Origin of the sequence: Mycobacterium sp. Aquia_216 (assembly GCF_026723865.1) — a bacterium.
Classification (GTDB): domain Bacteria; phylum Actinomycetota; class Actinomycetes; order Mycobacteriales; family Mycobacteriaceae; genus Mycobacterium.
The window spans coordinates 1,409,082-1,429,071 of sequence record NZ_CP113529.1 but is presented as its reverse complement, the minus strand read 5'-3'; the positions used below and the strand labels follow the sequence as shown (position 1 = coordinate 1,429,071).

Genomic DNA, 19,990 nt, shown 5'->3' with positions numbered 1-19,990 from the left:
CGCTGCAGTCAGGATTGTAAGAAGCCGTGCCGCGCGGGGCTACTCGACGGTGACGGGCGCGGGCAGCTCGTCGGCTTCGGGCCGCAGATGCCGCCACCAACAAGAGATGTAGAGCCCCATCGCGATCCCCAACAGGATGATCACCCACAGCACGATCGTGACGTCGATCCAGCTTCCGAACGGAGGCGCGTCGGGCAGCGCGTTGCGCAGCGGCATCACCGCGAACAGCATCGCCGCGTACCACGTCGTCATCGGCGGTTGGAACTTTCGCCGGTCGCGCGCCGTCTGGATGGCGACGAACAACCCCAGCCCGGCGAGCCCGATGAGGACACACAGGACGGCGACACCGAATGCCACGGTGCTCGGCGACCGGTACAGATCCACCCGGTACGGGCCGGTGGGGTCGGCTTCGTTGACGCGAGTCACGTCCACCTTCCAGCCGAGCAGACGGTCGACCAAGGTCACCGTCGCGGGCACCGGTGTGTGCCCGGAACCGGACGACAGCTGAGCGACGACGGGCCCCGAATGGTATTCGTCGAACGGCCAATCCGCGACTTCGCCGGTCAGGACCAGCGACACCCGAAACACGCTGGGCAACGTGCCTTTTGGCCAGGTCTGCCTGCTGGCTGTCACCGTGGAGGCGGCGACGATGTTCAGGTCGTCCTTGAGCGCGTGGGTAGTCGGGTCCAACAGACCGGGTCCGGGCAGCACGCTGATGTTGGCAACCAGGACGCTGTTGTCCGATTGAATCTCTTCGACATCGGTGATCATCCTGGTTCCGTCGCTCGCCGACGGATCGTGCACCACTACGTGGGGGTGGCCCATACCGCTGTTGACGTACAACAGAATCGAGCCGATATAGGCGATGACCAAGAGTGCGATGCCGCCGACGCCGAACCTCAGGCGTCGACTATTCCACCGTGACCGATTTGGCCAGGTTGCGTGGTTTGTCAACGTCGTAACCTCGGGCCTGGGCAACCGACGCGGCGAACACCTGAAGCGGGATGGTCGACAGCAACGGCTGCAAAAGGGTTGATACCGAAGGAATTTCGATCAAGTGGTCAGCGTAGGGTCGTACGGTGTCATCACCCTCTTCGGCGATAACGATCGTCACCGCGCCGCGGGTCTGAATTTCTCGAATGTTGGACATCAGCTTGGCGTGTAGCGTAGCCGAACCCTTGGGCGACGGCATGACGACGATGACCGGCAGGTTGTCTTCGATCAGTGCGATCGGGCCGTGCTTGAGCTCACCGGCGGCGAATCCCTCGGCGTGCATGTAGGCCAGCTCTTTGAGTTTCAGCGCGCCCTCTAGCGCGACCGGATAGCCCACATGGCGCCCCAGGAACAGCACGGTCGAGGATTGGGCGAACCGATGAGCCAGGGCGACAACCGGTTCGATCGTCGCGAGCACCCGCGACACCAAAGCCGGCATCGCTTCCAGCTCACGGTATTCGCGCTCGACCTCGTCGGGGTACTTGGTGCCGCGAGCCTGCGCCAGCGCCAGACCGACGAGGTAGTTAGCGGTGATCTGGGCCAGGAACGTCTTCGTCGAAGCCACCCCGATTTCCGGCCCGGCGCGGGTGTAGAGCACCGCATCGCACTCGCGCGGGATCTGCGAACCGTTGGTGTTGCAGATCGCGAGCACCTTGGCTTTCTGCGCCTTGGCGTGCCGCACCGCTTCCAGGGTGTCCGCGGTTTCCCCGGACTGCGATATGGCCACCACCAGTGTGCTGCGGTCCAAAACCGGGTCTCTGTAGCGGAATTCGCTGGCCAGCTCGACTTCCACCGGCAGTCGCGTCCAGTGCTCGATCGCATATTTGGCCAACAGCCCCGAGTGATACGCCGTGCCGCACGCGACCACGAATACCTTGTCGACCTCGCGCAGTTCCTGATCGGACAGCCGTTGCTCGTCGAGCACGATGCGGCCGTCCACGAAATGGCCGAGCAGAGTGTCGGCTACCGCAACGGGTTGCTCGGCGATCTCCTTGAGCATGAAGTACTCGTAGCCACCCTTCTCCGCGGCGGCCAGGTCCCAATCAATGTGGAACTCGCGATATTCGACGTCCTCGTTGCCGTCGAAGTCGGTGATCCGGTAGCCGTCGGCGGTGAGCACCACACATTGGTCCTGGCCGAGTTCGACGGCGTTGCGGGTGTGCGGGATGAAGGCGGCGACGTCGGACCCGACGAACATCTCGCCGTCGCCGACGCCGACCACCAGCGGCGTCGACCGCCGGGCAGCCACGATGGTGCCGGGCTCGTCGGCGTTGGCGAACACCAGAGTGAAGTGGCCCTCGAGCCGACGCAGCACGGACAGCACGGATTCGGTGAAGTCACCGGCCGTCTCGCCATGGTGATACGCCTGGGCGACCAGGTGCACGGCGACCTCGGTGTCGGTATCACTGGCAAACTCGACGCCGGCCGCTTCCAGCTCTCGACGCAGGGTCGCGAAGTTCTCGATGATGCCGTTGTGGACGACGGCGATTTTGCCGGCGGCGTCGCGGTGCGGATGGGCGTTGCGATCAGTGGGGCGACCGTGGGTGGCCCAGCGGGTGTGGCCCAGACCGGTGGTGCCGCCGAGGTCCTCCGCCGGCATTTCGGCCACCGCCCGGTCCAGGTTTTCCAGGCGGCCGGCGCGACGGCGAACGATGAGTCTGCCCGTGCCGTCGACGAGTGCGATGCCCGACGAGTCGTAGCCGCGGTACTCCATGCGACGAAGTGCGTCCATAACGACCTGGCAGGCAGGGCCCTGCCCGACGTAGCCGACGATTCCGCACATTCTGACCAGAATAATGCAGCCGTGCGGCCGGGCCCCTCCCCGCGACGCCGGCCGCGTGCCGAAACGGCGTCACGCTCGTCGGCCTGACGGTATCGTTGGGCCGCCCACCTGCGCGAAAGGCCTGTTTTGACCGACCCGCACCGCCGCTTCTCCGTCAAGCTCCGCGAGCACACCGGCGCGGTCGTCATTTGGCTCCAGCGCGGCTACACCTTCACCGGCACGCTCGAGCAGTGTGAGCAGGCATACCGCAAGGCGCAGCTGCATTGTCTGCTCGCCGGCTGGTGGGGCCTGGTGTCGCTGTTCCTGATGAACCCGATCGCGCTGATCTGCAACTACGGGGCGATCCGCCGAGTGCGCGCCCTGGCCAAGCAAGCGCCGGCGCCCTACTCCGGGACCCCCTACGCTCCCGCCGTCCCGGCCGTCCCACCCAGCCCGGCCGTCGCGCCTCCCCGCCCGGCCGGGCCGCCGCCGGGGTGGTATCCCAATCCGGGTGGGCCGGGGCAGCGGTACTGGGACGGTGTCACGTGGACTCACTGGACCCATCCCCGCTAACGTCAACGGGTGGCCCGCATCCGCAAGCTCTACGCCGCCCTCAGCCGCCCTGGCCCGCACCGGGTTCTGCGTGGTGACCTGGCTTTTGCCGGTTTGCCAGGAGTGGTCTACACCCCCGAGTCCGGCCTGAATCTCCCCGGAATCGCCTTCGGCCACGACTGGCTCACCGGGACCGCCCGCTATCGCGGCCTGCTCGAGCATCTCGCGTCGTGGGGCATCGTGGCCGGCGCTCCCGACACCGAACGGGGGCTGGCGCCTTCGGTGCTCAATTCGGCCTCCGATCTCGGCACCGCGCTCGACATCGTGGCCGGCGTGCGTCTCGGACCGGGCAACATCAGCGTGCACCCCACCAAGCTCGGGGTGGTGGGCCACGGTTTCGGAGCCTCGGCGGCGGTGTTCGCCGCGGCCGGAATGCCGAACACCCTGGCGGCCGCGGTCGCATTGTTCCCGACCGTCACGACTCCCCCGGCCGAGCAGGCGGCCGCGTCACTGAAAGTTCCCGGCTTGATCTTGACCGCACCGGGAGATCCAAAGACGTTGAACGCCAACGCGCTGGCGTTATCCAGCGCGTGGAGTTCGGCCACGCTACGCATCGTCAGCAAAGCCGAACCCGGCGGGTTGAGCGAAGGCCGGCGGCTGGCGCCGGTGTTCGGGCTGTCCGGTCCCCACCGCCGCACCCAGCGGTCGGTGCGAACCCTGCTGACGGGATATCTGCTCGCCACCCTGGCCGGCGACAAGACCTACCGTGACTTCGCCGATCCAGATGTGGTGTTGCCCAAGACAGCTCAACTCGATCCGGAAGCGGAGCCGGTCGCCCTCGAGGAAAAGATCGTCGCGCTGCTGAAGTAACGCGCGCCCGGCGGCCATGCCGTGTTCTTGACCGCCCCGTCACCGGGCTCCCTCGGCGGCGTGATTAAGTGTCGTTCATGCGAATCGGAATCGCTCTGGACTATTCGGGCGGCTTCCACGAGGCCGTCGACCGCATCGTCGAACTCGAGAAGGCCGGCATCGACATTGCCGTGGTTGCCGAGGCGTATTCGTTCGACGCCGTCAGCCAACTCGGGTACCTGGCCGCCAAGACAAACAACATCGAACTGGCCTCCGGGGTATTGCCCATCTACATCCGCACGCCGTCGCTGCTGGCGATGACGGCCGCGGGTCTGGACTTCGTGTCCGACGGCCGCTTCCGCCTGGGGATCGGCACGTCCGGGCCCCAGGTGATGGAGGGCTTCCACGGCGTGGAGTTCGACGCCCCGATCGGTCGCACCCGCGAGATCGTGGAGATCTGCCGGCAGGTGTGGCGCCGCGAACGGGTGCAATATGACGGCAAGTACTACCAACTGCCACTGCCGGCGGACCGCGGAACGGGCTTGGGGAAGCCGCTGCAGCTCATCAATCATCCTGTGCGCGAACGTATCCCGATCACGATCGCCGCGCTGGGCCCGAAGAACGTCGAGCTCACCGCCGAGATCGCCGAGGGCTGGCAGCCGGTCTTCTACCTGCCGGAGAAGGCCGAGTCCGTCTGGGGCGAAGCGCTGGCCGCCGGCGCCGCCAAACGAGATCCGGCTTTGGGGTCGCTGGACATCATGGTGCACGCGTCGACGGCCATCGGCGACAACGTCGAGGAGCGGCTGTCCTGGGTCAAGCCGCAGCTGGCTCTCTACATCGGTGGCATGGGCGCCAAGGGCCGCAACTTCTACCACAACCTGGCGACGCGCTACGGCTACGGAGAAATCGCGGACAAGATCCAAGAGTTGTACCTGTCCGGCCAAAAGCGTGCCGCCATCGACCTGGTGCCCGACGAGCTGGTGCGTGGGATGTCACTTATCGGCCCACGCGGTTTCGTCGCCGAACGCATCGCCGCGTTCGCCGAGGCCGGTGTGACGACTCTGTTGGTGAGCCCCGCGGCGAGCGACCCTAAAGAGGTCGTGCGCTTCGTCGAAGAAGTACTCGAGCTGCGCGGCGCCTGAGACGTCACTGCCCAGCCTGCGGAACCTGGTCTGCGGCAATCTCACACGGCGTTGATCCATCCGTCGGCGGCGAGGGCGCCGGCGCGGCCGCGGGAACAGGCGTGGCTGCCGGGGCAGGCACGCCAGCCGACGGTGGGTTGTCGACCGGTAGTGGCGGCGTGTCAGCGGGCGGCGAATCGTTGGACGGTTGAGCATTCACGGCTTCGTCTGGCCCAGCAGCCTTTTCGGCCTCGGCATCCTCGCGGTCTTCGTCATCGTCGTGATGCTTGTCGTCGGGCTGGAACGGATCCTCGCCGAAGGGGTCCTCGCCGACCGGATCGTCAAGCCCGGCCGAACCGCCAAGACCGTCTGTCGCCGAACCCAGCAGGCCACTCATGGCATCGACAATTCGGCCGGCCAGGCCGCCGAGCCCACCCAGACCGCCGGCTCCCCCACCGAGATCGCCGAGTCCGCCGGCACCTGTTGGGAGGGCCGAAGCATCACCCAGCCCGGCGCCCATGTCCGCCAGCGGTGTCGGAGTCGCGGCGGGCGCGGAAGCTGTCGGCGCGGGCGCCGGATCCGCGGGGACGCCGGGAAGCACAGCGGCCGGTGCCGTCACTGCCGGAGGCGGCGACACCGGGGCAATCGGCGGAGCAGTCGGAAGTGCCGGCGAAGGCGGGGACGGTGCAAAGCCGGGACCGAGGTCGCCGGGCACTTCGAAGTATGCCGACGGCGCGGCGGCCAACCGGTCGTTCACCATGTCGTAGGCGGTGCCGAACGCGGCGGCCGAGGAGCGCATGGCGTTCAACCAGTCGTTGCGAATGTCGCTGTCCACGTAGGGTTGTATCTGGCCATAGACGACCTGTTCGGCCGTCGATCGCTCTCCTGACCCCGCCGTCACAACCGCCGCGGCGGCCAGCCAGACCGATCGCTGTGCCTGGCTGCGATCGTCGATCGCGATGGCGGTCCCCACCTTTGAGTCGAGCAAGTACCAGAGATTGTCGCGGAGCGATTCGCATCGCTGCGCGGCGGCCCGTACCTCGGTGGCAACCATGCTGGCGGTATCGCAATGGCGTTGCAAGAAAGCAATAGCGGCATCGCTTCCTGCCCCCACCCATGCCGCTGTCAGCTCGGCAACCTGGTCTTGCTGGATCCGTAAGCCTTCCCCGGCTGCGGCGCCGGCGGCCCGCAGTTGCGCGCAGTCGCGGTCCAGAACATGAAGCTCAAGGCCGTCTTCGCTGTCGAGCCAGTCGCGGATCTGCGACGGGTGCGACGTCAGATCCGGATGCTCGTAACCCGTTGTCTGGCAAGCTCGTACGTAGGCCTGGGTGTGCTCGATCGCGACGCGGCCCTCGACGAGGCGCTGCGCGACGTCCAATCGGTCGGCCACGGTCAGGCGATTCGCGCCGCGGCATACCGTTCGGCGTCGGCATAGCGCTGCGCGCCGGACCGCAGCGCGACCGCGATCGCGACCGATGCCCGCGACCATTGCGACAGTTGCGCCACCAGCCGCTCCAGCTCGGCCCGCAACGCGTCGCCGCGCGCGGTGTACGCCCGACCGGCCGTTGCTCCGCTAAAAGCCAACGCCGCCAGGTGATCACAGACGGCGCTGTCGATCACGTCGGCGGCGGCCCGCAGTTGATCGGCAACTCGATGCACCGCCGCGACGTCGATTACGGTGCGGTCGAAAGTGGCGTCTCGTATTCCCATGCCTAATCCGACGCCCGACTGCGCGTCGGGGTTCCAAGAGGATTAGCGTGCGGCGCTGACCGCTTCGGCGACGCGAGTGGCCACCCGCTGAGCAACGTCCTCTTCGGGCGCTTCCACCATAACCCGGATCATCGGCTCGGTTCCCGAGGGGCGCAACAGGATTCGACCGGTGTTCCCGAGTTCGGCCTCGGCCTCGGCGACCGCGCTGCGCACCGAGGGCGCGGCGGCCGCGGTGGCCTTGTCGGCGACGTCGACGTTGATCAGCACCTGCGGGAACGACTGCATCGGCGCGGCGAGCTCGGCCAGCGACGAGCCCGTCTGCACCATGCGGGTCATCAGGCGCAGCCCGGTGACGATGCCGTCGCCGGTGGAGCCCAGCGCGGGCATCACGATGTGGCCGGATTGCTCGCCGCCCAGGCTGAATTCGCCGGACCGCAGCTCCTCCAAAACGTAGCGGTCGCCGACCCCGGTGGTGCGGACCGTGACGCCCGCGGTGCGCATCGCCTGGTGCAGCCCGAGGTTGCTCATCACCGTGGTGACCAACGTGTTGGACGCCAGTTCGCCGGCTTCTTGCATCGCGAGCGCCAGCACGACCATGATGGCGTCGCCGTCGATCAGTTCGCCCGTAGCGTCCAGCGCGAGGCACCGGTCGGCGTCCCCGTCGTGCGCCAGGCCCAGGTCGGCACCGTTCGCGAGCACCGCGGACCGCAACGAGTGCAGGTGGGTCGATCCGCAGCGGTCGTTGATGTTGAGCCCGTTGGGCTCGGCGTTGATCGCGATGACCCGGGCGCCGGCGGCGCGGTAGGCGCGGGGCGCAGCCGAGGATGCCGCGCCATTGGCGCAGTCGACGACCACGGTCAGGCCGTCGAGCGGCAGTGTGCTGGCCTTGCTCACATGGCGCAGGTAGCGATCGGCGGCGTCTTCGGCGTCGATGACACGGCCGAGTCCGGCGCCGACCGGGCGCGATGCGGGTCCCGCCGCGACCAGTCGCTCGATCTGGTCCTCAGTCTCGTCGTCCAGCTTGCGGCCGCCGGGGCCGAAGATCTTGATGCCGTTGTCGGGCATCGGGTTGTGCGACGCCGAGATCATCACGCCGAAGTCGGCGTCATAGGCGCCGGTCAGGTAGGCCACCGCGGGGGTGGGCAGGATCCCGACCCGCAGCGCGTCGATACCCTGGCTGGTCAGGCCGGCGATTACCGCGGCTTCCAGCATTTCGCCGCTGGCCCGCGGATCGCGGCCGATCACGGCGACGTGCCGGCCCGGTTTTCCCGGAGCCGCCAGGCGCCGTGCGGCCGCTGAGCCCAGCGATAGTGCCAGCTCAGGGGTCAGTTCATGATTGGCGACTCCGCGTACACCGTCGGTGCCGAATAGTCGAGCCATCGGACAAACCTCTCACAGTGACGTTGTGCGCACAAAGTGCACTTTCTTTTGTGACCGCAACCGCGCACGTTTGTGCGACGACACGCCGAAGACGGCGGAACAAAGACGCACAAGATGCGCGGTTGCGGCCAGAAAGTGATCGCCGATCAGCGCTTGCTGTACTGAGGTGCCTTACGGGCCTTCTTGAGGCCGTACTTCTTGCGCTCGGTGGCACGCGGGTCACGGGTGAGGAAGCCGGCCTTCTTCAGCGGCGGCCGGTCCTCGGGCTGGACCAGGATCAGTGCCCGGGCGATGCCCAGACGCAGCGCGCCGGCCTGCCCCGACGGGCCACCGCCGTGCAGCAGGGCGTAGACGTCGAAGGTTTCCACCCGATCGACGGTGACCAGCGGGGCCTTGATCAGCTGCTGGTGCACCTTGTTCGGGAAGTAGGCCTCCAGGCTGCGGCCGTTGAGGTCGAACTTGCCGGTGCCGGGCACCAGGCGCACCCGCACCACGGCCTCCTTGCGGCGGCCGACGGTCTGGATGGGCCGCTCGAGCACGATCGGCTCGCTGGGCTGGGCCGCGGGAGCCTCCGCGGCGGTCTCGGCCGGGGTCTCCTCGGTGATCACCTCGATCACCACTTCGGCCGTTTCCTCGGGTGCTGCCTCGTTGGTCTCGGTCACTGGGCCACCTGCTTGATCTCGAACGGAGCCGGCTGCTGCGCGGCGTGGGGGTGCTGCGGGCCGGCGTAGACGTGGAGTTTGCGCTGGATCTGACTGCTGAGCTTGTTGTGCGGAAGCATGCCGACGATCGCGTTCTCGACGACGCGGGTGGGGTGCTTTTCCAGCAGCTCGCCGATCGTGCGGCTGCGCAGACCGCCGGGATAGCCCGAGTGGCGGTAGGCCAGCTTGCTCTGCAGTTTGTCGCCGCTGAGGGCGACCTTTTCGGCGTTGATGACGATGACGTAATCGCCGCCATCGACATTGGGGGCGAACGTCGGCTTGTGCTTGCCGCGCAACAGGGTGGCTGCCGCGACGGCAAGGCGGCCAAGCACTACGTCCGTGGCGTCGATGACGTACCACGACCTCGTGGTGTCACCCGCCTTTGGCGCGTAGGTGGGCACAGCGCTTACCTTCTCTTCTCTCGGGTGGATCCCGGTTCGAGCCGGGGGCCGGTCAGGCGTTCCACGGTGGGGTTTGGTCTCGGCGACCGACATTGACCCGAGTCCCCGGCGTACCGCACGCCAACGGAGCAGCTTACCGACCCACATCCCCGCAGGTCAAAATGACTACGAGCCGCTAGCAACCAGGCGGTTGATGTGCGCCAGCTCGTCGCCCTTTTCGAGGCGAACCCGGTCGGCGTCGTAGCGTGCCTGCAGGTTGATCCAGAACATGTCGCTCAGCCCCAGTGCCCGCGAGAGCCGCAGCCCGGTGTCGGCGCTAATCCGGCGCTTGCCGGCAAGAATCTCACCCACACGCGTCTGCGATACCCGGATCTCTTTGGCGAGACGGTAGGGGGTAATGCCCAGTGGTCCGAGGAACTCCTCGGCGAGGATCGCGCCGGGGTGAGTAGGTGCGAAATCGGCCGTCGCGCCCCTCCCCTTCGGACAAAGCAGCTCCCAGATCTTCTGGTATCGCCGCCGCTGAACGATCGGACCAACGCCTGATGCTAACGCCATACGTTACTAACGTTGATCGAGACTAATCCAAAAATGACTGTGCGGTCCCGACGGCTCTCCTTTCCGCCGGGACCACACAGTGGCTCATAATTTCCGCTACCTTGCCCAGACGCCGGCGGCCCGGCGATCGGCGCTAGCCACCTCATCCGCGCCATCGCGCACCGCGTTGCCCAGGTCGACCAGGATCTCGTTCAGCGCGGTGGCGGCCTGGTGCCATTTGAGCTGCTCAGCCTGGTAGGCCGCCGCCGCTTCGCGGGTCCAGAGCTGCTGCAGCGGGGCGATTTGCGACCTCAGCTCATCAAGCGCGGCATTGAGACGAGCCGAGGTGGAGTGGATCTCCTGGCGCACCGAGTGCTCGATTTCGCCGAAGTTGTAGGAAAGCACTGGGTCCACGGGGAACGTCCTCTCACAGTTCTGCGCCGGCAACGCCGATGTGGTGTGCATGGTTCTGGCCGGCGTCTTGCAGCGTGGCCTCGTTGTGCCGGATGGTGTCGGCGATCGCGTGCAGCACGTGGTAGAGCCGCAGCGACTCGGCATTCCAGCGGTCCACCACATCCTTGAACCGGGCAGCCGCCAGCCCGCCCCACACCGACGGGGGCACGCTGCTCATGCGTCCGATGAATGCCTGCAGCAGCGCCCGGATCTCTTCGTTGCGGGCGTCGGTCGTGCCCGCGACCGAGCGCATCAGGTCAAAGTCGGCGCTCAGCGTGTTCGCACCCGGTGGTGTAGTCACCCTTCTCCTTCCCTTCTGATACCAAGTACGACCGCGCCAGCCCCGATTCGGTTCCATCCGATTTCCGCGGCTCGTCTCGGAGACTCATCCGATCGCGTGGGCAGACCGCACCGCCTGCGCGCACACATCGCGAACGGCATCCTCGCCGCCCGGCCGGCTCTGGCATCCGACACTGATCCGAACCGATCCATCAACCAGCACCGTCCAGCGCACGTGGTGGGTGGGGCGTACTTCTCGATAGGTCACCGCCGGCCGACCGGCGGTAAACCCGGCCGGGTCGAAGTCGACAAACACACCGGCGGGTTCGGTATCGATCGCGCGCCTCAACCGGTCGGCGGTGGCACTGAGCGTCTCCACGGGAATCGGCGACTGTGTGACGTGCAGCGCCACTTCGGGATCTGACGGCGACGAAACCTGCACCCGGGCCGAACCGGGCCCGGCGACCACGCGCTGTGTCGGCCACTGCGCCGGAACCGTCAGCGCAACCCGGCCTTCCACCAGATATGTCGTCGGCGCCGCATTCGTCGGCGCGACGTCGCGATGCCGACCGGCCGTGATCGCCGGCATTGTCGTGGCGAACACGGCAGCGGCAACGGCAAAACCGGCAAACATCGGTCGGCGTGATCGCACTCGGTGGCCATCGACATCCGACTGCGGCCGCAGCACCTCGTCCTGAGCGCTGAAGGTCCCCGACCCCGTCAGCCGCAACAGCCGGGCCCAGTCGACCTCCACCACTTTTTGGCCACTTCGGCGCAGACCGGCCGCGATCACCGTCGCAAGCGCCTGCGCCCCGGAAACCGCTGCGGGCACATCGATCAGCACGGTGGCCGCTTTCCCCTCGGTCATTTCGGCGACAAGGCGGGTGATCTGCTCGGCCGCACAATGGTGCTCTACCCCGCGCGCTACGGCCACGACATCGTCAGCTGCGATCGCTACCAACCGCTCAGCAATCTCCACCACCACCGCTGCTTGCTGACCCGTTGCCTGCCTGAGCAACCACGACCGCGGGCGTACCTGCACGTCGTCGGACAGGGCCGCCGCGGCCGCGGCGACTACGTCGACCCGCGACGACGGCCACCACGACGGGTGTACCACCTGAATTGCCTTCTGCGCGTCCAGGTTCCCGCAGTGCAACGACCGCAACCCGCCGCGCCACAACGAATCGACGGCGAGCGGCCGCCCGTCGACCAGCGCGACTTGATCGTCAATCGCATCCAGAGCCGCGTGCAGAATCTCGGCGATGTCGTCGTCGACCGTTCCTGTGCCGCAACATAACCGGCTGATTCTGCCCAGGCCTGTCGCGATGACGGCGCGGTGGCCGCTCACGATTCCGGACTCCAGCCCACCTGGACGACCTGTTCGTCGCCGCCGGCGGTGACCAAAACGCCCCGCCCCGGCGGCAACCGCGCCGGACGTCCCGGACCCAATAGGGAGCCGTCATCCGGGCGCGTACTCATCATCAGCCCCAGGCAGCCGATCTCACGCAACCCGGCCAGTAATGGTTCGAAGAGCCCGCGCGCCGCGCCCCCGCTGCGCCGGGCCACAACCACATGCAATCCCAGATCCCTTGCATGCGGCAAGTATTCGAGCAGGCCCAGCAACGGATTTCCGGCCTGAGTGGCGACCAGGTCGTAGTCGTCGACCACGACGTAAACGTCGGGGCCGGACCACCAGGATCTGGCCCGCAGCTGTGCCTGAGTCACGTCCGCAGGGGGCATCCGGGACTGCAGCAGATCGAGCACGTCCGGCCACAGCGCCCTGAGCGCGGTTGGCGACATGGCATAACCCGCGAGATGTTGCGACTCCACAACGCCGAGCAGGGTGCGCCGAACGTCGACGAGAAGTAATTGCGCCTCGGCAGCCGTCTTCGTCCGAACAATTTCGCGGCACAACGCGCGCAGGGTTGCGGTCTTTCCGCATTCGTTGTCCCCGATGATCAGCAGATGCGAATTACGCACGAAATCGACTGCGACGGGCCGCAGTCGACGCTGCTCGAGACCAAGGAGTATGCGCCCGCTGAATTCGTCGCCCGCCTGATCCACGACGACGTGGTGGTCTACGTGCGTGGGCAGTAGCGGTACCGGCGGGGCGGCTAACTCACCATGGTCGCATCGCAGCTCGTCTACGTCGATCGGCAACGAAATGACCATGTGCAGTCCATCGTGGGACAAACCGCGGCCCGGCCGGTCACGGGGCACCTCGTGCGCTCGTTTTCGGTCCAGCTCGGAATCGGCGGGATCGCCCAGCCGTAATTCGATGCGCGTGCCGATCTGATCCTTGAGCGACGGCCTGATCTCCGCCCAGCGCGAGGCCGACAGCACGACGTGCACACCAAACGAAAGGCCCTGGCCCGCAATAGCGGTGATCGCTTCCTCGACTTCAAACTCGTGGCGCAGGTTCGCCCAGCCGTCGATGACGAGAAAGACATCGCCGAATGGGTCGCCGCCATCGGTGTCGTGCTCGCAACAGGCGACCTCCCGGGAGCGCACGATGGATTCGATCTCGGCGATCATGCGCGCGACGAGCGGGGGTTCGGCTCTGGTCGCGATCGCGCCGACATGTGGCAACGTGCGTAGCGACGCCAGCGTTCCACCGCCGAAGTCCAGACAGTAGAACTGCACCTGACCCGGATCGTGAGTGTGAGCCAACGCGGTGATCAGCGTCCGCAGTGTGGTCGACTTACCCGATTGCGGTGCACCCACGATCGCGACATTTCCCGCGGCCCCGGACAACTCGACCACGAGCGGAGTGCGGCGCTGCTCGAACGGGCGGTCGACAATTCCGATGACTACAGTCAGAGGTTTCCATTCGGCATCGCGCAACAAGCTGTCCAATGGCGGCGCTGAACCGAGCGGTGGTAGCCATACGCGATGTGCGGGCGGCCCGTGTCCGGACAGCCGGTCCAGCACCGTCCGCAGCATGGTGGGTGCCGGTGAGCTGTCCAAATCGGCGACCCGGGCGATCGATCCCACGGCCTGTGCGGTGAACATCCGAACCGACGCCGACGTCTCCAGATGTGCCGGTCCGGTGTCACGAGCCGATCCGTCTGCGGACAGCGGACCCGACACGAATGTCGTTTGGAACCGCATCAGCTCACCGCTGCCGGGACGCAGCAGTCCCGCTCCAGGTGTGTTCGGCAGCTCGTAGGCGTCGGCCGTTCCCAAGACGATTCGCGATTCGCTGGCGGACAGAGTCTTCAAGCACACCCGATACGACAGGTGGGCTTCCAGCCCGCGCAATCGGCCTTCGTCGAGTCGCTGACTGGCGAGCAATAGGTGCATGCCCAAGGACCGCCCGAGTCGACCGATCGCGACGAACATGTCGGCGAAACCGGGGTGCTGGCTGAGCAGTTCGGAGAACTCGTCGACCACGATGAACAGCGCGGGCAGGGCGGTCAATCCCGCGCCGGCCCGACGAGCCTGCTCGTATGCCGCGACGCTCGCGCACCCTGCCGTCCGCAGCAACTCCTGCCGACGGTTCATCTCACCGGCTAGCGCGTCTTGCATCCGCGCGACCAGTGGCGCTTCCTCACAGAGATTCGTGATCACCGCGGCAACGTGCGGAGCGCGTGCCAGGTCGAGAAACGTTGCACCCCCTTTAAAGTCGATGAGGAGCAGGTTCAGAACTTCCGGAGAGTTGCGCGCCATCATGCCCAGTGCGACCGTGCGCAGCAGCTCCGACTTGCCCGAGCCGGTCGCACCCACACAGAGCCCATGCGGCCCCATGCCGTTTTCCGCGGGCTCCTTGATATCCAGCTCGAGCGGCACGCCATCGATCGTGCTTCCGATCGGAACACGAAGCCGAGCACGCTGATCGTTGCTGCGCCACAGCGTGATCGGGTCGAATTGGGCAATGTCGTCGATTCCGACCAGACCCGGCCACCCCGGTCCGACAACTCGGTCGCACCGCGCATCGACCCGATATGCGGCAAGCCGGCGCGCACAAATCAACGCGTCTACCGGATCCATCTGGTCGGGGTGCGTCAACGCCAGAACCCCGCCGGCATGCTCGATCGTCAACGGCGAGCCGATGCGGCACGGCCCGGTCTCGAGAACGATCGCGCCGGTGATGATCCCCGCGCTGTCAAGGTCACCGCGCCCCTCCAGGTCACCGATCACCACCACGCGCGGCGGCAGTCCGGCACCGGTCAGTGCGCACTTTGCCTCCGCCACGGTTTGATACACCATGCGGGCAGTGCCCGCCGAATCGCTGACGGCGGGATGTTGGTTGTGCGGCAACCACTTCAACCAATCCCAGTGTGATCGGTTCCGGGCCTCGATCACGCCGACAATCCGCAACTGATCCGGAGAGTGCAACACGACCAGCTGGCAGATCATCGCGCGCAGCAGTCCGCGCACTTCGGCCAAATTCCCGTCGATGGTCACCGGCGTACTCGCGGTCAGGTCAACCGTGACGGGCACGTTCGCGATCGTCGCGTGTGTGCGGATGAAGCGATTCGCGGCCGCGACGGTGACCGGATCCGCCCGCTCTCCGGCGTGGAGTTCAGGGGCCAACAACCTGGTCGAAAGTGGCTGAGTACCAAGCCCGACCCGAACCAGGCAGAAGTCGCGGTCAGTCGCTCGACGCTCCCACATCCGCGGGCCGCCGATCAAGGTCCATAGCGCCGCAGGGTCGGGATGACTCCAGTTGAGTGCGGCGCGCTGCGCCGCAGCCGTTTCGGCAACCGTACGGCGCAGACGCGTCAGGTAGCCCAGGTAGTCGGCTCGGCCCGCGTCGATCTCGCCACCATGGCGGCGGCCGCGTTGGGTGAGCGATGTCAGCGCAAAAGAAACCAGCATCATCATCGGCAAGGCCAGGAAGGCCGGGTTGCGAGTGACGGCCGAGCCTGAGAAGAAGGTCGTCGCCGTCACGCCCACGGTTGCGATGGACATGCCCACCGGTAGCACGCGCATCAGCAGGCTGGGTGTTGTCGAGTGCGGCAGCTGCGGCGGCGCGGCAACGATGATGTCCGCGGTCGCGACTTCGGGCAGCACCTGCCGCACCACAGGCACGAATCCCTGAGTCATCCCGGCCCCTCCCCAGCGTGCGACGACGGTAAGCAGCGGCAGAACTGAGCGCAACTCGCCTGTGGACAACCGGATACCGGCGTGTCGGAATTGGCTTAGCGTTTTGATCATCCGAATCTGAAGAGGTTGAGGTTGTCTGTGTCCGATCCGGGGCTACGCCGCGTGTCCGTGCATGCCGGCACTGCCGTCGTCGACCTGACGCTGCCATCGGGAATGCCGGTGGCCACCCTGATCCCGCCAATCGTCGACACCCTCAAGGCCCACGGCATCAGCGATCCGATGGCGCGCTACCGGCTGTCGGTCCCCGGTTCGGTCGCTTTGGATTCGTCAACGACTCTGGCGCAGAGCGATATCCGAGACGGCGACGTTCTTGTCTTGAGCAAGTGCGGAACTCCGTCACCCGCATTGCGCTATGACGACCTAGCGGAGGCTGTGTCGGAGATACTTGACGGGCAGAACTGGAATCCGTCCCAGAATCGCCGGGCGATGCGGCTTACCGCCGCGGTGGCGGCCGGCTGCCTGACCGGTATTGGCGGCCTGGCACTGGCGCGAAATGCCCTCATCGACAACACTGTTCGTGACTTTCCTACGACAGGAATGGTGGCGCTTGTCGCGGTCGCGGCCACGCTGCTGGCGGCACTCGCGCAGCGCGCATACCGTGACGCGATGGCCGGTCTCACGCTGAGCCTGGTCGCTACGACGTTCGCCGCGATTGCGGGTTTTTTGGCGGTCCCGGGCACCCCGGGTCTCCCCAATGTGCTTCTGGCAACTGCTGCGGCGGCGGTCACGGCCGTGCTGGTGATGAACATATCAGACTGTGGGACAACCACATTGACCGCAGTGTCGTGCTTCGCCATGGTCGCCGGTGTCGCAGCGTTCGCGGGTATGATCACCGGTGCTTCGTTGCGCGTGGTGAGTCCGCTTTTGACGCTGGTATCGCTTGGCCTGCTTCAGATAGCGGCACGCGCGGCGGTTGTCCTGGCCGGATTATCGCCGAAGCCAACCGACCAGAATGCAGCGGCAGACTGTTTGGTTGCCAAGACTCTCCGTGCTGATGCCTGGTTGGCCAGTCTGTTGGCCGCATTCTCATCCACAGCGGCCGTCGGCGCGATCGTCACTGTATTGGTGGGCGCACCGCGGCCCGGTTGCATCGCCTTCGCGGGCGTCACCGGCGGGCTCCTGCTGCTGCGCGCCAATTCGCTTGATAGAAAAGGGACGTTGGTGGGTGTCATAAGCGCAGTGGCCGTTATCGCGACGACGTTAGGCGTTGCCGCGCTCGGTGCTCCAGAGCATGGCCCATGGATTGTCGCGGCGACGGTGTCGCTCGTCGCCGGGGCAGTCTATCTCGGGTTCGTCGCTCCTGGGATGTCGCTGTCCCCCCTGGCGCGAAAGGGCATCGAGCTATCGGAGTGTGTGCTCCTGATCGCGATGGCGCCCCTGACCTGTTGGCTATGCGGCCTCTACGGCGTCGCCCGCAGTCTGCATCCGACGTGGAGCTGAGCACCTCCCGCGCCGCGCGACTGATGGCGGTATCGGTGCTGATGGCACTGTCGGGCTTTGGAACGCCTTCGGCACAAGCAGTTTCGCCGCCGGAAATCGACGACAGGTTGCTGCCCAAGCCGGCGTTGCCGGCGCCGCCGAGGCCAACGGTGCAACGCGAGGTTTGCACGATGGGGACGGGGGACCCGAGACCAGGCCCGAATCAGCTCGCAGCGCTCGACTTACCGCGTGTCTGGCAGCTCACCCGCGGCGCAGGCCAACGAGTCGCGGTTATCGACACCGGCGTTTCGCGACACCATCGGCTGCCCGATGTGGTGGCGGGCGGCGACTATGTGTTCACCGGTGACGGCACCCAGGATTGCGACGCCCACGGGACCCTGGTCGCCGGAATCATCGCCGCTGCAACAAATTCCAAAACCGACAGCTTCAGCGGCGTGGCGCCCGACGTCACGTTGATCAGCATCCGTCAGTCCAGTTCGAAATTCGCTCCGGCAACCGACCCGTCGACCTCGGGGATCGGCGACGTGGACACCATGGCGAGAGCGGTCCGGACCGCCGCCGACCTTGGCGCGTCCGTCATCAACATTTCATCGGTGGCGTGCGCGCCGGTGACGTCGGCCCTTGACGACCGGGCGCTGGGCGCCGCTCTGGCCTACGCGGTCGACGTCAAGAATGCGGTCGTCGTGGCCGCGGCCGGAAATACCGCCGGCGGGGGACAGTGTCCGCCACAGCGCCCGGATGCGACCTGGCAGACCATCTCGGTCGCCGTCAGCCCGGCCTGGTACGACGACTACGTGCTGACCGTCGGTTCGGTCAACGCCGACGGAGCGCCGTCGGCCTTCACCCTTGCCGGCCCCTGGGTCGACGTCGCCGCGAACGGAGAGGCGGTGACCTCGCTGAGCTCTGCACCACTGTCCGGAACCAGTTACGCCGCACCCGTCGTCAGCGGACTCGCGGCGCTGATTCGGGCCCGGTTCCCGGCGCTGACTGCGCGGCAGGTGATGCAACGCATCGAAACGTCGGCGCATCATCCGCCGGCCGGGTGGAATCCGTTGGTCGGCAACGGGACAGTCGATGTCCTTGCCGCGGTGAGCACCGACTCGAGTCCTCCCGGCAGTATCGCCAAACCACCGTCGGCGCCGTTGCCGGTCGCGGCGCCCCCACCCAGCCCAACGAATTCTCGTGCGCGGGACACCGCGTTGCGCGGGACGATCATGTGCTTGATCGCTCTGATGGGCGCCCTGGTCTTCGGTGCGGCCAAGCGTCGGCTACGGAGCGCCAGCGACGACGTCGCGGGCGACTGACGCCTTCGCCCTGCTCAGCTCCGGCCCGGATGGCAGCGCCGCAAGCATCGGCCATGGCACCGGGATCGGGTCCGTGTGCAGACCGAGGTCATGCGCGGCGTCGTTGTCATGGATCGCGAACCGCACCCCGGTGTCGGTGACCAGGTAGCGGGTGCCGTCCCCGCCGCTCCCGCGCACGTAGGCACTTCGGCCAGGCGGTAGATAGACGCCATCGAGCGCAGGACCCCGACCGTCGGCTTGTGACAGGGCCACTGGAGCCTGACCGACCGGCAGCGGTAGGCCGTTCGCAGTGAGCAACGCGGCCCCGGATGTCGCGCACACGGTGGTAGCGGCGCCGCCCTGGCCGCCGTCTGTAGGCGCGCGTTCGGGGAAGGTGCCCACCGGCAGCGTGTTGACGATCTGCGCGCCACGAATCGCGTCTGGCGGAACCGCGATCATGGTGGCGGTGCCCCGCGAGTCGCTGAAACGCAACAGATCCGCAGCGACCTGTCCGACGCGCTGGACCCCGGTGCTCAGGACGGCGTAATACTCGTCACCGTCCCCGCGTGTGATGCGCAGCACACTGCCGACGGGAAAGTCGGGGAGCCCGGCCGCCTTGCCGCCCGCGCCAGGAATCCGGGGAGCGGTGATCGGGGGCCCCTCCGGAACCACATTGAGCAACGACTGCGAGACGACAACCGGGGCGTGACCTTCCAGTCGCAGTGCACGCACTACCGCCGTGTCCGCGAGATCCACCACGGCGCGCTGCCCGTTGTAGAGCAGATACGACGGCGGGCCCGTACCCGGTGTGACCAGGACAGCCTGATCGCGGGCCAGGCGATGGACCGACAGGCCCGGGGTAGGCCCGACGACGACCGTCGTCGGCGTCGCACCGTCGGTGTCGCAGATCGTCCACACCGCATCGTCGCCTGACAGCGGCGCACCAAGAAGCTGCGGTGCACCCGGAATACCCAGCAGCGGACCACGTTTGGTGTGGCGCAATTCAGACTCCGACACGGGCTGCGGATTGGCATCGGTCGCCGCGATCAACCGCGCTGAAGCCAGATTCAGTACCGGGTGCCAGGTGTCGCCGACTCGCACATAGAGCGCTCCGGAATCCCTGCCCATCACGATCTGGGCGCGATCGAGCCGCGCCTGGGGCCGCAGCAAGCCAAAAAACACACCTGCCGCCACCACGACGGCAGCCAGGACGCAGCCGATCGTCAGCGGCGCGGCGCGCGCTCGCAGGGGTTCGCTGGACGCCCCGGTATCACCGCTCAGCAACGCACGCTCGATGCGACGCAGCAGGAACCGGTAACCGCTGACGTGCGCCCAGGTCGTCGGTTGGTGGGGCACTAACCTCCCAAAATCGGCGATTCCGCTGGTCACGCTAGACGCGGACCAACGGCCGCGCCCCCGGTTA

Annotated in this window: 18 protein-coding genes; 5 read left to right on the top strand and 13 right to left on the bottom strand. The window is 66.9% G+C overall.

Annotated features, from left to right (window positions below):
* Positions 1-39 precede the first annotated feature (39 nt).
* Both OK015_RS06945 and glmS read right to left on the bottom strand, forming a co-directional pair.
* Positions 40-903 carry a DUF4436 domain-containing protein gene (locus tag OK015_RS06945; RefSeq protein WP_442791272.1) on the bottom strand — a complete coding sequence of 288 codons (864 nt, stop codon included), beginning with the start codon at positions 901-903 and terminating at the stop codon, positions 40-42.
* Positions 904-910: 7 nt separating this feature from the next.
* A complete protein-coding gene (gene glmS / locus OK015_RS06940; RefSeq protein ID WP_268130235.1) occupies positions 911-2,776 on the bottom strand; it encodes a glutamine--fructose-6-phosphate transaminase (isomerizing) in 1,866 nt (621 codons plus the stop codon).
* A 126-nt stretch (positions 2,777-2,902) separates the two neighbouring features.
* Between glmS and OK015_RS06935 the strand changes: the two genes are divergently transcribed.
* The 3 genes from OK015_RS06935 (at position 2,903) to OK015_RS06925 (ending at position 5,298) form a co-directional block, all read left to right on the top strand.
* Positions 2,903-3,328, top strand: coding sequence for a DUF2510 domain-containing protein (locus OK015_RS06935; protein WP_268130234.1), 426 nt, complete (start codon positions 2,903-2,905; stop codon positions 3,326-3,328).
* A gap of 9 nt (positions 3,329-3,337) precedes the next feature.
* Positions 3,338-4,177, top strand: a complete 840-nt coding sequence (locus OK015_RS06930) for a dienelactone hydrolase family protein (protein ID WP_268130233.1) — start codon at positions 3,338-3,340, stop codon at positions 4,175-4,177.
* 77 nt (positions 4,178-4,254) lie between these two features.
* Positions 4,255-5,298: an LLM class F420-dependent oxidoreductase gene (locus tag OK015_RS06925; RefSeq protein WP_268130231.1), complete on the top strand. Its 1,044-nt coding sequence runs from the start codon at positions 4,255-4,257 to the stop codon at positions 5,296-5,298.
* A 4-nt stretch (positions 5,299-5,302) separates the two neighbouring features.
* Here the strand turns inward: OK015_RS06925 and OK015_RS06920 are convergent, their stop codons facing one another.
* From OK015_RS06920 to eccCa, 10 genes are all read right to left on the bottom strand, one after another.
* Positions 5,303-6,667 (bottom strand): hypothetical protein, encoded by a 1,365-nt coding sequence (locus OK015_RS06920; RefSeq protein WP_268130229.1) that lies wholly within the window; start codon positions 6,665-6,667, stop codon positions 5,303-5,305.
* Between the two features lie 2 nt (positions 6,668-6,669).
* Complete coding sequence (locus OK015_RS06915; RefSeq protein ID WP_268130228.1) at positions 6,670-6,987, bottom strand: type VII secretion target; 318 nt, start codon at positions 6,985-6,987, stop codon at positions 6,670-6,672.
* A gap of 42 nt (positions 6,988-7,029) precedes the next feature.
* Positions 7,030-8,367 (bottom strand): phosphoglucosamine mutase, encoded by a 1,338-nt coding sequence (gene glmM / locus OK015_RS06910; protein ID WP_268130227.1) that lies wholly within the window; start codon positions 8,365-8,367, stop codon positions 7,030-7,032.
* A 146-nt stretch (positions 8,368-8,513) separates the two neighbouring features.
* Complete coding sequence (rpsI, locus tag OK015_RS06905; RefSeq protein WP_268132498.1) at positions 8,514-8,972, bottom strand: 30S ribosomal protein S9; 459 nt, start codon at positions 8,970-8,972, stop codon at positions 8,514-8,516.
* A gap of 53 nt (positions 8,973-9,025) precedes the next feature.
* Positions 9,026-9,469, bottom strand: a complete 444-nt coding sequence (gene rplM, locus OK015_RS06900) for a 50S ribosomal protein L13 (RefSeq protein WP_268130226.1) — start codon at positions 9,467-9,469, stop codon at positions 9,026-9,028.
* A 165-nt stretch (positions 9,470-9,634) separates the two neighbouring features.
* Complete coding sequence (locus OK015_RS06895) at positions 9,635-10,024, bottom strand: HigA family addiction module antitoxin (protein ID WP_268130225.1); 390 nt, start codon at positions 10,022-10,024, stop codon at positions 9,635-9,637.
* Between the two features lie 96 nt (positions 10,025-10,120).
* Positions 10,121-10,468 carry a WXG100 family type VII secretion target gene (locus OK015_RS06890; protein WP_268130224.1) on the bottom strand — a complete coding sequence of 116 codons (348 nt, stop codon included), beginning with the start codon at positions 10,466-10,468 and terminating at the stop codon, positions 10,121-10,123.
* On the bottom strand, positions 10,431-10,709 hold the full coding sequence (locus OK015_RS06885) for a WXG100 family type VII secretion target (protein ID WP_442791271.1): 279 nt from the start codon (positions 10,707-10,709) through the stop codon (positions 10,431-10,433). The genes OK015_RS06890 and OK015_RS06885 overlap by 38 nt, the downstream gene beginning before the upstream one ends.
* A gap of 132 nt (positions 10,710-10,841) precedes the next feature.
* Entirely contained in the window at positions 10,842-12,083 is a 1,242-nt protein-coding gene (locus tag OK015_RS06880; RefSeq protein ID WP_268130220.1) for a type VII secretion-associated protein, read from the bottom strand.
* Positions 12,080-15,784: a type VII secretion protein EccCa gene (gene eccCa / locus OK015_RS06875; protein WP_268130218.1), complete on the bottom strand. Its 3,705-nt coding sequence runs from the start codon at positions 15,782-15,784 to the stop codon at positions 12,080-12,082. Before eccCa ends, OK015_RS06880 begins: the two co-directional genes overlap by 4 nt.
* Before the next feature lie 138 nt (positions 15,785-15,922).
* On the opposite strand from eccCa, the gene eccD reads away from it, so the two are divergent.
* Both eccD and mycP read left to right on the top strand, forming a co-directional pair.
* A complete protein-coding gene (eccD, locus tag OK015_RS06870) occupies positions 15,923-17,284 on the top strand; it encodes a type VII secretion integral membrane protein EccD (protein WP_268130217.1) in 1,362 nt (453 codons plus the stop codon).
* Between the two features lie 23 nt (positions 17,285-17,307).
* A complete protein-coding gene (mycP, locus tag OK015_RS06865) occupies positions 17,308-18,588 on the top strand; it encodes a type VII secretion-associated serine protease mycosin (RefSeq protein WP_268132496.1) in 1,281 nt (426 codons plus the stop codon).
* Here mycP and eccB read toward each other — a convergent pair.
* Positions 18,553-19,923, bottom strand: coding sequence for a type VII secretion protein EccB (eccB, locus tag OK015_RS06860; RefSeq protein WP_268130215.1), 1,371 nt, complete (start codon positions 19,921-19,923; stop codon positions 18,553-18,555). The two genes, mycP and eccB, sit on opposite strands and share 36 nt — an antisense overlap.
* Positions 19,924-19,990: the final 67 nt, after the last annotated feature.